Genomic DNA, 13,273 nt, shown 5'->3' with positions numbered 1-13,273 from the left:
TACGACATTGTATAAGCAATGGCAAGAAATAAATTTAATGCCTCATAAAACTTAGTTTCGAAAGATGCAGCACCGTTGCAAAAAGGTGCAACAACCAAAGCACAGCTTTATAGCTTAAGTATAGGTGAGAAGTTGCAGGGGCATAAAAAAAGCCGCAGCTCCTGCCGCGGCCTTTTCTCAGATGGAAATTTAATACAATTTACAGTATCTCCTGCGGAATGGTTACAAAAAAAGGCACTTACATGTTATAGCCCCCAAAATATCCATAGTACCCGCTGTTAGTGCGGTCGTGCCGGCCATAGTGGTCATCCCCGAAATCCCGGAACTCGTCGGCGTTGCCATAGGAAGCATCGTGCCTGTAACCGAAGTTGCCACGGCTGTCGAAGTCGCGGTAGCGGTCGCCTTCCTCCGGGTTGTCGTAGTTCGGGTTATAGCCGCTGTTGTACCGGTAGTGGCGTGGCTGCCTGCTGTAGGGCCCTTCCGCATATGGGAAACGCTCTACACTGTCCAGGTCGTTTTCGGCGCCTCGTGGCAGCCCATAGTCCGCAGAACGGGGCTGGTCGGTGTAATTGGAGATGTCGTACATCTCATTATAATAGTCCTCACGGTTTCCGGCCTCCCCGCCCCTACGTCCATATTCCTGGCTATGCTGGATGCGGTAGTGCTCGTTGGGTTCATTGCGGGTATCTCCCAAATACGCGTGTTCCCGGCCATGGAAGCGCCAGTGGCCATGGTTATCATGCCCTTCCTGTCGGTAGCGGCGGCTAAAATCACCGTAATGCATATCTCTTTCGTCTCTCATGTTCTTTTATAGTATGAGCGGCACCGGTTCGTAGTACCCGGCGCCGCTTTGGTTATACATAGTTACATTTTAAGTGAGGTTTTAGCGACGGTCGCGGTCTTGCATGTAACGGCCGTAATCCTGGTCTCGCTCTCCCTGCCGGTTATCCAGGTCGCTGTAGCGACTGCCTTCCCCGTAATGCCGCTCCCCTTGGGCGTAGTTACGGCCACTGAAGCCTCCCCTGTAGTCGTTATCATAGTTGCGGTTACCTTGCTCGTAGCGGCGGTACGACTCATAGTCGCCACGCTGGCCCCTAGCCCAGTTTCCGTCATGGTTGCCCTGGCGCACATCGTGCCCGAAGCGTTCGTCGGCCATGCCGTAACGGTAGTCTGAGCGGCCCTGCCGGCGCAAACTCTCGTAGTCTCTGTCTGAGTAATCGGCCTGCGGCTCGTAGTGGCGGCCGGAGTTATGGTCATCGTTCGGCACATAGGTCATGCCATACGGGTTGTCGCTGCCACGGCTCCCGCGGGTATAGTCCTCCCCGCTGTACTGGGCACCGCCGGCCTGGAAACGGCCTTCCGGGTACATCTGCCACTGGTCGGCATTGCTGTTAAAGCTAGTGTTGTCGCCGTACTGGCTGGCTCGGTTAGTTCCATAGCCCCGGTTAAAATGCGTGTCTACCGTATAGTTTCCTCTGTCTGAGTTCTGCCCCTGATGGTGGTCATGCAACCAGCGTGCATCCCGGTCCTCCTGGTAATCTTCGCGTCTTCTATAATTCTCATTTCTGTTGTCTCTCATAGCTTGTGCTTTTAAATATGGATTGATTTATTCTACCTGTTAGTACGGGACAGCACGGCCCAAAGGTTAAGGAGGCCCTAAACCTCCGGGCGCGGCATCCGTTAAAAAGCATACAACAAACAAACCTAAAAACTATGGAAGGAAACTATTGGAACCGGAATAGAGATAGAGAAGAGCATAACAGACGGCACGATGGTGACCGCCGCCGCGTAGATGAGGACAGCTACCGTGGCGCCTACCGTTTAGACACGACCAGCGACCACCGCAACGAAACCACCTGGGATGGCTTCGGCAGCACGCAGCGCAACCGCCGCTCTAACGACTATAACCAGGACTACAACCGGGACTACAACAGAAACTATAACAGCGACTACAACCGCAACTACAATGGCCCAAGCCGCAACCGCGGCTATGACCACGACAATTACAACATGGACAGCCGCTACCGCGACCAAGGCAACAAGAACTACCGCAGCAGCAACAATGCCGATTGGAATGACCAAAGCCGCTACGGCCACAACAGTTCCGGCTATGACAACGGAAACCGGAAGCACCGCAGTGTGCATGCCCGCATAGAGGATCATGACCCGTACGGTGCGGGAAACTTTAACGGCGACTACCGCCCAGACCACTATGGCCAGGGAGGCGGGGAAAACTACGGCAACAAGGCAGGCTCGCTTAGCTATGGCTATGATGGCAGCAGCAACTACGATCCGGACTGGAACAGCCGCTATGATCCGGTAAGCGGTAAGCGCCGCAGCTACCATGGTTTTTACACCAGCCGGCATCCGGATCAGGACCAGTACCAGGAAAATGCCAGTAGAAACAGATCGCGTTTCGGGTACGACAACTATTAATACTATAAAAGCTGTGACATGCCATAGAGGTAATTACAGCATCTGTTTAAGATTTAAAAGAACGTAAAAGATGAACAAGAACGATAAGAGCAAAGACAAGCTAAAAAACGAAGACGTAAACAAGACCCTTAACAAGGGTAATAAAGTGCCAAACATCAACCCTACCGGGCAAGCCAAAACAATAGATAACGAGGAGGCCATGAAAGGCAAAGTAGGCGGGGCGCCTTCGCAGAAGAGCGGCAGCCGCGGCAGCGCCGATGTGCAGGATGGGGGAAATGATGTAGGCAGCAGTGCCGGAAGTCACTAACCTGTTTATAAAAGTATAATAACAGCGAAAGCCACTCCAAGGAGTGGCTTTCGCTGTTTCAGAAGTATACTAGTAATATAAGTACAGGGCTACTGCAGTTCCTCCTGCTCCATGTATTCCCACATGGCATCCTCGCTGGCGCCGCTTTTAGCAGCATAAATCAGCATGGTGGTGTACACACCAATCAGCAGAAAGCTCAGAGGAATGGAGAAAACAAAAGACACGATCAGGGTTTTAACAGGATCCGGTTTAGACCTCATTTTGGTAGACGCATACCAAAAGAACAAAACGTTGAAGATACCGGAGAATGCAATTAGGTTGATGATGTCTAGCATTGGCTAAAAGTTAGATTTTGTTTGATGCCGCCTTATACACCTGAATAGTTAGTGTATTATTTCAGCACTGTTTTTAATTCTTTTACTAACTGTCGTCTTTAGTATTGTACTTACCGGCTTGCCTATACCGGAACTGCTTGCTGCAAGATAGAAGACTGCTATTTAAAATACAAGTATGGCAGAAATAAAATTTACAAAATCGTAACATTCTCTTAAATATAGGAAACACTATATATCAGGGAGTTAATTGCTGTGTTTTTTCTTCTGTACTACTGCCACGGCCCATGGCTATAGCCCCTTTAATGCAATTGGCTGGCTCAAATTTTTCCTCCTCTTAGTCATAGGGGCTGGCAAGCTGCGTAATTTAATTTCTAGCAGAGACGGAGGTATAGCTCCACATCCTCCTGCAGGTTCTAAGTTAATCCATATATTTGTAGGGCTGCCTTTCTGTAAAAGGCAAATTAATTGATCAATCTCTTAACTATGGGTACTCCTGATAATCCACGCGACAGGATCGTGGCAGAGGCAAAAACGATGTTCTTTACCTGCGGCTACAGCAGGGTGCTGATGTCTGACCTGGCTAAGCGCCTGGGCATGAGCAAAAAAACGCTGTACCAGTATTTCTCGGGTAAAGAAGAGTTACTCAATGTCATTATCCGGCAGCATGCACAGGATATACAGCAGGAGGTGGAGATGACGCTGGCAAACCCCGACCTGCCTTTCCCGGAGAAAACTAGCCGCATCTTTAGTTACGTTGGCACCAAACTGCACGACATCAACCCGGATTTCGTTCTGGATATCAAGAAAAACGCCCCTTCGGCTTGGCAACAACTGCAAAGGCATAAGGCCGACGCCGCCTTCCTGCGTTTCAGCACGCTGCTGGATGAGGGTTTTCATAAAGGCTATGTGCGCAGGAACGTAAACCGGACCATGGCCGTGCTCTTGTATGCCAGCGCCTTGGAAACAATCCTGAACCCTGACTTTACGGAACAGGTGCCTAAGGAACTGATGCTGGAGCTGCCGCAAACACCAGGAGAAGTTTTTAAGGGACTGGTAGAGATTATCTTCAAGGGGATTCTGCTGGATGAAGAACAAGTATAACAACCCATTGGCGGCCTCTGTTTTAGACGGGAAAAGCCGCTGCAATTCACATGCAGCGGCTTTTCCCGTCTAAAAGAAGAAATTGGTTTATTACAGGCTCAAACTAAGGATCTCCTTCACGTCCTGTATCTGAATATCAGCGCGCTCGCCTAGATCCTTTACCCCCCGCTCTTCAAACCTGCGGATGATCGTCCGGATCGTGTCCTCCCCAACCTCATAGTCAGACAGTCGCGTCTTGATACCTAGCGACTCGAAGAAAGCAATGGTTGCCTGCAAGGTAGCCTCCAGACGTTCGTCTTCGGTGCCGCTGCCTACCCCCCACACACGCTCCCCATACTGTAGCAGTTTCTCTTTCTTGCTCTCGCTCTTGTAACGCAGCAGGGCCGGGAACACAATGGCCAGGGTACGGGCATGGTCAATGCCATGAAGTGCCGTGAGCTCGTGGGCAATGTAGTGTGTAGCCCAGTCTGTCGGGACGCCCACGCGTATCACCCCATTCAGAGCCATGGTGGCCGCCCACATAAAGTTGGCCATGGTATCATAGTCTTTCGGGTTCTGCACCGCCTTTGGTCCCTCCTCTTTTAAGGTTAAGAGGATGGCCTCCGCCATGCGGTCCTGGAGCGGCGCGTTTACCGGGTAAGTAAGGTACTGCTCCAGCACATGCGAGAAAGCATCCACCACCCCATTGCTGATCTGGCGCACCGGCAGCGTGTAAGTTGTCTCCGGGTCCAGCACTGAGAACTTAGGAAATGTGTAAGGGCTGCCAAACGAGAGCTTCTCTTTTGTGGATACCCGGTTGATCACCGCGCCTGAGTTCATTTCTGAGCCTGTGGCCGGCAAGGTAAGCACTGCGCCGAAGGGGGCTGCCTTTTTAACCGGCTCGCGCTTCGCCATAATATCCCAAGGGTCTTCGCCTTCGTACTCTACAGCAGCCACAATAAACTTCGTGCCGTCTACCACCGAGCCGCCGCCCACAGCCAGAAAGAAATCTATTTTCTTCTCCTTGGCAAGCGCAACGGCCTCCATCAGGGTCTCGTAGTGCGGGTTTGGCTCGATGCCGCCGAACTCCGTTACCTCAAAGCCGTCTAGCGCCTCCATCACCTGGTCATACACGCCGTTCTTCTTGATGCTGCCACCGCCATAGGTCATCATCACATGGGCGCCGGCAGGTATTTCTTTGGCAATAGAGCTGATCTGCCCTTTGCCGAACAATATTTTTACTGGGTTATAAAAAGTGAAATTATTCATAATGTTTATTAAGTAGCTTTTTTAGCTGTTCGATAATTGTAACCTATACTTTGCGGAAAGGCAGCAGCCACTGTCCTTTCGCAAACATAACTACGGCTTATACTTCACGGTCGGCTACCTTAACCAATTGTTTACCTGTGTTCTGGCCAGTGAATAGCCCCAGAAAGGCCTGCGGGATGTTTTCGAATCCCTCTGTGATGGTTTCTTGGTACTGCAGCTTGCCCTCCTGCACCCAGGCAGCCAGGGCCTTGGCGGCTTCCGGGAACTCTTTGGCATAGTCCCCAACGATAAAGCCTTTCATCAAGGCTTTTTTCTTCAGCAGAATAGGTTCCACACGCATACCGGTCGGTACAGTGGAGCTGTTGTAATAAGCTATCTGACCGCAGATGGCAATTCGTGAAAAACTATTCAGCCTCAGGTATACCGCATCTGAAATCTCACCGCCCACGTTGTCGAAGTATACATCCACCCCATCGGGGCAAGCGCTTGCTATCGCTTCTTTTATGTTTGCCGTGGTTTTATAGTTGATCGCCTCATCGAATCCAAGCTCGTTCTTCAGGTAAGCCACTTTGTCGTCCGAACCGGCGATGCCCACCACCCGGCAGCCTTTCAGCTTGGCAATTTGCCCGACCACGGTGCCCACAGCTCCTGCTGCACCCGACACCACCACGGTCTCGCCTGGCTTCGGATCGCCGATGTGCAGGAGGCCAAAGTATGCCGTAAGCCCCGGCATGCCTAAAATGCCTAAGTGATAGCTAAGGGGAGCAATGTCTGGGTCGATCTGCCCGAGGCCTCTGCCATCGTGCACTATATACTGTTGCCACGGCAGGTTGCCTATCACGACTGCCCCTTTGGGGAGCTGGTTGTTTCGGCTGTCCACCACCTCAGCCACAACACCACCCGTTATCGGCTCCCCAACGGTATAGGGCGCCACATAGGACTCCGCATCGCTCATGCGGCCGCGCATGTAAGGGTCCACCGATACATACAGTGACTTCAGCAGCACCTGTCCGTCCATAAGCTCCGGCAGCTCCTGTTCCTCAAATTTAAAATTATCCATGGCAGGCGTACCTTTTGGGCGGCTTGCCAAAAGTATGATTTTATTCTTCATGTCTTGGTTTGGCTATAGTTTTGTTTAATTACAGCCAAACCGGGAAACAGGTTTATTGTTTGAGACATTACATAAAAAGGAGAGCCGCTGCACAGTGCAGCGGCTCTCCTTTTTATATAGTGCTCAGAGTTCTAAATCAGGTCAAACAAATTCCTCACACCTATCTGCCGCTCTTTCGTGAAGCCTTCTCCATAGGTTACCCCTATGGCGTGGCCCAGTTCCTTTGCCCTGGCTTCTACAAAGTCCAGGAACTCCGGTGAGGAGATGTAGGTGTTCGGGGAGCTGTCATCCGGGTTGTAGAACTGGGACTTGAACGCCCGGATAGCTTCCATTTTCTTTTCCCAGACAGGGGTCACGTCTACGACAAAATCCGGGGTGATCAGCCGATCCTGTATATAGTGGTAAACGGCCTTCGGGCGCCAGGCTTCCTGCTCCCTCCCTTCACTGTCCTGCGTCTTGATCATCTTCAGACCGGCTTTAAAGCAAGCCTCCGACACAACGGCAGATCCTCTGCCATGATCCGGGTGACGGTCATGTATGGCATTGGCGATCACCACATCCGGTTTATACTTTCGCAGCATCTCCACTATCTTCAACTGGTGTTCCCGGTCATTCTGGAAGAACCCATCGGCAAAGCCAAGGTTTTCCCGTACTGCAACCCCCATTACCTTTGCTGCGTCACGGCCTTCCTGCAGGCGCATTTCGGGGGTGCCCCTGGTGCCGAGCTCCCCCTGTGTCAGATCTACTATACCTACCTTCCGTCCAGCCTCCACATGGGCAATAAGCGTACCGGCGCAGCCGAGTTCAATGTCATCTGGGTGTGAGGCAAAGGCGAGTATGTCAACTTTCATGCTGTTTGATTTTATCTTATGCGCAAGGATCTTCCTACGCGTAAGGTTGTACGTGTACTAATGCCATTTAGGCGCGTAAGCTGGCTAACCGATACACCATAGCGCTTGGCAATGCCAGAGAGCGTGTCGCCACTGCGAACTTTATGGTAGGCGGCGCGCCTGCCACTGCTGCTACTGCCGCTCTTGGCGCGGTTGGCGTAGTTAAACACCGCCGATGTGATCTGGTAGCTATCCCCCTTCAGGAGGTAATCAGGGAAATCATAGATATTCTCCGGGTCCATTGGGTTGCCCTGGTAGCGCACCTCGTAATGCAGGTGCGGCCCTGAGCTTCGGCCCGTGCTTCCGCCTAAACCTATCACTTCACCTGCCTTTACAAAATCGCCTGTTTTAGAAATAGTTCTGCTCATGTGCCCATAGAGCGTTTCCAAGCCATTGTAGTGGCGCACAACAATGTAGTTGCCATAGCCTCCGCCATCCCACTTGTTAATGCGCACCACGCCATCAAAGGCAGCGTAAATAGAGTCTCCGGTGTCCAAGTCTATGTCAGTGCCATAGTGCCAGCGCCCGCTGCGTGGGCCGAACCTGCTGGTAATCGGCGTTTTTTCCAAGGGCATTTTGTAGTCGCGGTTGTTGGACGGGTCGTAAAGCTTGATGTCTACCGTATCCTTAAGTTGGCGGCTGTCCATGCGGTATGGGTTAATGTTACGGGTGTCCCAAATCGCATAGTAACCGGCAATCCGAATCCAGGTAGAGTCTACCAACACCTCCTCCGACATCTCCACAATGTGCTGTTCGCCCAGGTCAAGCTCAGAGGTATCCTCGCTTACAATGGAGAGCTCTTTTTTAGGATTGAAGTAAATGGACTGATCCGCATCAGAGTCTTCATCCGGGAAATCCTCATACTTGATTAAAATGGTAGTATCCGGACGCACATACTGTATCTTAGGTGTCTTCACCTTAAAGAGGTCTTTTACCTTGCCCTGGGCTAGGGCGCTGCCAGTGCTGCAGCACAGTAAAAGTACAAACAGTGCAAAAAGTAGGGGTGCTTTGTTCTTCGACATTTGCATCAGGAGTTGGCTGTGCTGCCTTCCCGCAGCACGTCATTCGCTAAATTAAACTGCAGCACAGCCATTTTATTGTAAGGCAACATAGCCTGTTTTATATTTTTAAACCAGCCTGTATTGCGTCAATGCATTAAGGATTAGTGCAAACCCTTTGCGGCCAGGTATCGTTCGGCGTCGAGGGCGGCCATGCAGCCGGAGCCGGCGGCGGTGACGGCCTGGCGGTAGGTGAAGTCCTGCACGTCGCCGCAGGCGAACACCCCGTCCACGTTGGTCTTGCTCGTGCCCGGGATGGTGCGGATGTAGCCGTTCTCGTCCAGGTTCAGGTACTCGCCGAAGATGCCCGAGTTGGGCTGGTGGCCGATGGCCACAAAGAAGCCCTTTACCGGGATCTCTTGCAGCTCACCTGTTATAGTGTTTTTAACGCGTACGCCCTCAACCGTATCATCACCCAGAATCTCGTCCGTAACGGTATTCCAGAGGATGTGAATATTCTTTGTGTTCTTCACCCGCTCCTGCATGATCTGGGAGGCCCGCATCTCCTCGCGCCGCACGATCATGTAGACCTTGCTGCACAGGTTAGAGAGGTAGGTGGCCTCCTCGGCGGCCGTGTCGCCGGCCCCCACGATGGCCACCTCCTGGCCCCGGTAGAAGAAGCCGTCGCACACGGCGCAGGCAGAAACACCGCTGCCATTAAGCCTTGCCTCCGACTCCAGGCCTAGCCACTTGGCCGAGGCCCCGGTCGAGATGATCACCGCCTCGGCCTCGATCGTCTTCTCATCGTCGATAACCACCTTGTGGGGCTGCGAGGAGAAATCGACAGCAGTTGCAATGCCGTAGCGCACATCGGTGCCGAAGCGCTCGGCCTGCTTCCGAAAGTCCTCCATCATCTGCGGCCCATTAATTCCCTCTGGATAACCTGGATAGTTCTCCACGTCGTTGGTAATTGTCAGCTGGCCCCCCGGCTGCAGCCCCTGGTAGAGCACCGGCGAGAGCCCCGCCCGCGAGGCGTAGATCGCCGCCGTGTAGCCCGCAGGTCCCGAGCCGATGATCAGAACCTTTACTTTCTCTATTTCCATTACTGTAATACGTCTTTCTAAATTTGGTTGCAAGTATACAAAATTTCTGTGCCTTTGCCTGTATTTGGATGGGTAAATGGGCGGTTATGCCAAACAAAAAACCCTGGCTTTCGGCCAGGGTTATGTTCATTTTCTTGGTACTTAGCCTAGGTATGGCTTCAGTGCTTTGCTTCTGGACGTATGGCGAAGCCTGCGAATGGCTTTCTCTTTGATCTGGCGCACGCGCTCACGGGTCAGGTTAAACTTCTCACCGATCTCCTCCAGCGTCAGCGAGTGCTCTCCGTTCAGTCCAAAGTATAACGTGATCACGTCCGCCTCACGCTTGGTAAGCGTGGAAAGGGCGCGCTGCACCTCCTTACGAAGCGAGTCATTCATCAGGCCCATGTCCGGAGACTCCTCGTCTTCGTTCTCCAGCACGTCAAGTAAACGGTTTTCCTCGCCTTGTACGAACGGAGCATCCACAGACACGTGCCTGCCTGATATCTTCAGGGTATCCACCACCTCGGCAGTGGTTAATTCCAACACTTCGGCAATTTCTTCAGGGGATGGCTCACGCTCGAATTTCTGCTCAAGCTCTGAGAAGGACTTAGAGATTTTATTCAGGGACCCAACTCGGTTCAGCGGCAGACGCACGATACGAGACTGCTCTGCCAACGCCTGCAAAATAGACTGGCGGATCCACCATACGGCATAGGAGATAAATTTGAACCCCCTCGTCTCGTCGAATCGCTTAGCCGCTTTGATCAAACCAAGGTTGCCCTCGTTAATCAGGTCGCCCAAAGAAAGGCCCTGGTTTTGATACTGCTTGGCCACCGATACCACAAATCGCAGGTTAGCTTTTGTTAACTTCTCAAGCGCAAACTGATCTCCCTCTTTAATTCTCTGTGCCAGCGACACCTCTTCGTCCGGAGTAAGCAAATCAACTTTACCAATCTCCTGAAGGTATTTGTCCAGTGACTGGCTCTCGCGGTTCGTTATCTGTTTGCTTATCTTGAGTTGTCTCATCAGGGTATGTGTTATTCAAAAATTGTGAAAACTATGGTTTTGGCTCGGTGACTTAACATCAGAAAATCGCGCAAAGTTCTGACATCTTCAGAATAAAATCAAGATGCAGTCTTTGGCGATAGAGAATAAAAACTCTTGGTGCCCTGTGAGCCAAAGCAGCCAGGCACCAAGAGTTAATACTATGGCAGGTGTTATTTGTTGTCGTCTGCTCCCGGCTTAGGCAGGATGGCTTTGCGCGACAGCTTGAACTTACCTGTTTTCTTGTCTACGTCAATCAGCTTCACTTTCACTTCTTCACCGATCTCCAGCACACCTTCCATGTTTTCCAGGCGCTCGTGCTTGATCTCGGAGATATGCAGCAGGCCGTCTTTGCCGGCCATGAACTCCACAAAAGCACCGTAAGGCTGGATAGACTTCACTTTGCCGATGTAAACTTCGCCAATCTCTGGCTGAGCCGTAATAGCACGGATCTTGCCGATAGCCGAATTCATGGAATCCTGGTCTGTAGCGAAGATGTTCACGTGGCCTTTCTCGTTCTTCTCCTCGATGATGATGGTTGCACCCGTGTCTTTCTGGATCTGCTGGATAACCTTACCACCTGGTCCGATCACGGCACCGATGAACTCCTTATCGATCACCATGTTGAATGAACGCGGAGTGTGCGGTTTGTAATCAGGGTTGGCCACAGAGAGGGTCTTAGACATCTCGTTCAGGATGTGCAGACGGCCGGCTTGCGCCTGCTCTAGCGCCTGGCTCATCACCTCATAAGAAAGTCCCTGGATTTTGATGTCCATTTGGCAGGCTGTGATACCGTCTTTGGTTCCGGCCACTTTAAAGTCCATGTCACCTAAGTGGTCTTCATCACCCAAAATATCAGAGAGCACAGCGAACTTGCCTGTCTTGGTGTCTGTGATCAGGCCCATCGCGATACCGGAAACTGCGGCCTTTACAGGCACACCGGCATCCATCAGGGCCAAGCTGCCGGCACAAACCGTCGCCATAGAAGAAGATCCGTTAGACTCCAGGATGTCCGAAACGATACGGATCGTGTATGGGTTCTCAGACTCTGGCGGAAGCACTTTTTTCAGAGCACGAAGGGCCAGGTTACCATGCCCGATCTCGCGGCGGCCCGGACCTCTGTTTGGTCTTACCTCACCGGTAGAGAATGCCGGGAAGTTGTAGTGCAGCAGGAATTTGTTTGTACCTGATACCATAGCGCTGTCGATCATCTGTTCGTCCAGCTTGGTACCCAAGGTTACAGTAGTTAACGATTGAGTTTCACCACGGGTGAAGATAGCTGAACCATGTGTAGCCGGCAGGTAGTTCACCTCCGACCAGATCGGGCGAATCTCATCCAGCTTGCGGCTGTCCAGGCGCACACGCTCATCCAGGATCATGTTGCGCACGGCCTCTTTCTCCACATCGTGGTAATATACTTTGATCAGGTTCTCGTCATAGCCGTGCTCCTCACCCAGCGACGCGATGAACTCATCACGCACAGCCTTGAAGCCTTCGGAACGCTCCTGCTTGTTGGCGCTACCGCGCTTGGCAACAGCATACGCTTTCTCGTAGGTTGCGTCCCACACTTTCTTGCGCAGGTCCTCGTCGTGCGTTTCGTGCACGTACTCACGCTTCACGGTCTTGCCAACCATCTCGGCCAGCTCCAACTGGGCCTGGCAATGCGACTTGATCGCTTCGTGGGCGAACTGAATAGCCTCCAGCATCTCTGCCTCGGAAACCTCGTTCATTTCACCTTCCACCATCACCACGCTGTCGATTGAGGCACCCACCATCAGGTCGATGTCAGCACGCTGCAGGTCAGAAACGCTTGGGTTGATCACCAACTGGCCATCGATGCGAGCTACGCGCACCTCAGAGATTGGGCCGTTGAAAGGAATATCGGATACGGCCAGGGCAGCAGAGGCAGCCAGGGCGGCCAGGGCATCCGGCATGATCTCGGTGTCAGCAGAGATCAGGTGTATTGTCATTTGGGTCTCGGCATGATAATCACCGGGGAACAGCGGGCGCAGCACACGGTCTACCAGGCGAGAAACCAATACTTCATAGTCAGAAAGTCTCGCTTCTCTTCTCAGGAAGCCTCCAGGTATCTTACCTGAGGAGGCAAATTTCTCCTGATAGTCAACAGAGAGCGGAAGGAAGTCAACCCCTTCGCGGGCTTCTTTGTTTGAAACAACGGCAGCCAACAGCATGGTGTTACCCATCTTTACTACCACAGACCCATCGGCCTGCTTGGCTAACTTACCAGTTTCAATTGTTATCTCCCGGCCATCCGGAAGAAAAATGGTTTTACTAATCGCGTTGTAGGACATCATCAATTATCTTTATCATCAAAAAGACAGCGCCACCCTTTGCGACACTGTCGGTACTGGCAATTCTCAGGAAGGGGATAGCTTAAAAAAAGATTAGGGAATCCCTTGATGAATTCCCTAACACAATAAGCTTATTTACGGATACCCAGCTCGCTAATGATAGCTCTGTATCTTTCAATGTCATTCTTCTGGAGGTAGTTCAGAAGCCTTCTTCTTTTACCTACCAGTTTCAGAAGACCCAGGCGTGTGCTAAAGTCTTTCTTGTGGGTTTTCAGGTGCTCGGTCAGGTCCGCGATACGTGTCGTGAACAGCGCTATCTGAGCCTCAGGAGAACCTGTATCAGATTTTGACTTGTTGAAACCGTGCTTTTCGAAAATCTCTTGTTTCGCTTCAGTGGTTAATCTCATCG

At 51.9% G+C, this 13,273-nt stretch carries 14 protein-coding genes; 3 read left to right on the top strand and 11 right to left on the bottom strand.

All coding sequences use genetic code 11. The features are described from left to right. Window positions 1-238 precede the first annotated feature (238 nt). Entirely contained in the window at window positions 239-802 is a 564-nt protein-coding gene (locus tag PXG97_RS00410; RefSeq protein WP_276495727.1) for a hypothetical protein, read from the bottom strand. Between the two features lie 81 nt (window positions 803-883). Further along, window positions 884-1,579: a hypothetical protein gene (locus tag PXG97_RS00405; RefSeq protein WP_276495726.1), complete on the bottom strand. Its 696-nt coding sequence runs from the start codon at window positions 1,577-1,579 to the stop codon at window positions 884-886. Window positions 1,580-1,713: 134 nt separating this feature from the next. Here PXG97_RS00405 and PXG97_RS00400 point away from each other — a divergent pair, with 134 nt between their 5' ends. Both PXG97_RS00400 and PXG97_RS00395 read left to right on the top strand, forming a co-directional pair. Then, window positions 1,714-2,436, top strand: a complete 723-nt coding sequence (locus PXG97_RS00400) for a hypothetical protein (protein ID WP_276495725.1) — start codon at window positions 1,714-1,716, stop codon at window positions 2,434-2,436. Between the two features lie 70 nt (window positions 2,437-2,506). Beyond that, a complete protein-coding gene (locus PXG97_RS00395) occupies window positions 2,507-2,743 on the top strand; it encodes a hypothetical protein (protein ID WP_276495724.1) in 237 nt (78 codons plus the stop codon). A gap of 89 nt (window positions 2,744-2,832) precedes the next feature. Here the strand turns inward: PXG97_RS00395 and PXG97_RS00390 are convergent, their stop codons facing one another. After that, window positions 2,833-3,078 (bottom strand): hypothetical protein, encoded by a 246-nt coding sequence (locus PXG97_RS00390; RefSeq protein ID WP_266205391.1) that lies wholly within the window; start codon window positions 3,076-3,078, stop codon window positions 2,833-2,835. A 483-nt stretch (window positions 3,079-3,561) separates the two neighbouring features. On the opposite strand from PXG97_RS00390, the gene PXG97_RS00385 reads away from it, so the two are divergent. Next, window positions 3,562-4,179, top strand: a complete 618-nt coding sequence (locus PXG97_RS00385; protein WP_276495723.1) for a TetR/AcrR family transcriptional regulator — start codon at window positions 3,562-3,564, stop codon at window positions 4,177-4,179. A 90-nt stretch (window positions 4,180-4,269) separates the two neighbouring features. On the opposite strand, the gene PXG97_RS00380 is transcribed toward PXG97_RS00385, so the two are convergent. From PXG97_RS00380 to rpsO, 8 genes are all read right to left on the bottom strand, one after another. After that, entirely contained in the window at window positions 4,270-5,427 is a 1,158-nt protein-coding gene (locus PXG97_RS00380) for an iron-containing alcohol dehydrogenase (protein ID WP_276495722.1), read from the bottom strand. Between the two features lie 97 nt (window positions 5,428-5,524). Then, complete coding sequence (locus PXG97_RS00375) at window positions 5,525-6,538, bottom strand: NADP-dependent oxidoreductase (RefSeq protein WP_276495721.1); 1,014 nt, start codon at window positions 6,536-6,538, stop codon at window positions 5,525-5,527. A 131-nt stretch (window positions 6,539-6,669) separates the two neighbouring features. Further along, window positions 6,670-7,389, bottom strand: coding sequence for a bacillithiol biosynthesis deacetylase BshB1 (gene bshB1, locus PXG97_RS00370; protein WP_276495720.1), 720 nt, complete (start codon window positions 7,387-7,389; stop codon window positions 6,670-6,672). Between the two features lie 11 nt (window positions 7,390-7,400). Next, window positions 7,401-8,450 carry a M23 family metallopeptidase gene (locus PXG97_RS00365; protein ID WP_276495719.1) on the bottom strand — a complete coding sequence of 350 codons (1,050 nt, stop codon included), beginning with the start codon at window positions 8,448-8,450 and terminating at the stop codon, window positions 7,401-7,403. Between the two features lie 140 nt (window positions 8,451-8,590). Then, entirely contained in the window at window positions 8,591-9,529 is a 939-nt protein-coding gene (gene trxB, locus PXG97_RS00360) for a thioredoxin-disulfide reductase (RefSeq protein ID WP_276495718.1), read from the bottom strand. Window positions 9,530-9,670: 141 nt separating this feature from the next. Next, window positions 9,671-10,534 (bottom strand): sigma-70 family RNA polymerase sigma factor, encoded by an 864-nt coding sequence (locus PXG97_RS00355; RefSeq protein WP_025605096.1) that lies wholly within the window; start codon window positions 10,532-10,534, stop codon window positions 9,671-9,673. A 191-nt stretch (window positions 10,535-10,725) separates the two neighbouring features. After that, a complete protein-coding gene (pnp, locus tag PXG97_RS00350; protein ID WP_276496874.1) occupies window positions 10,726-12,864 on the bottom strand; it encodes a polyribonucleotide nucleotidyltransferase in 2,139 nt (712 codons plus the stop codon). 131 nt (window positions 12,865-12,995) lie between these two features. Then, window positions 12,996-13,271, bottom strand: coding sequence for a 30S ribosomal protein S15 (gene rpsO, locus PXG97_RS00345; RefSeq protein ID WP_073851111.1), 276 nt, complete (start codon window positions 13,269-13,271; stop codon window positions 12,996-12,998). Between the last annotated feature and the right edge of the window lie 2 nt (window positions 13,272-13,273).

Origin of the sequence: Pontibacter litorisediminis (assembly GCF_029360645.1) — a bacterium.
GTDB lineage: Bacteria > Bacteroidota > Bacteroidia > Cytophagales > Hymenobacteraceae > Pontibacter > Pontibacter litorisediminis.
Note: the sequence above shows the minus strand (reverse complement) of the source record. Positions and strands in the feature narration are given on the sequence as shown.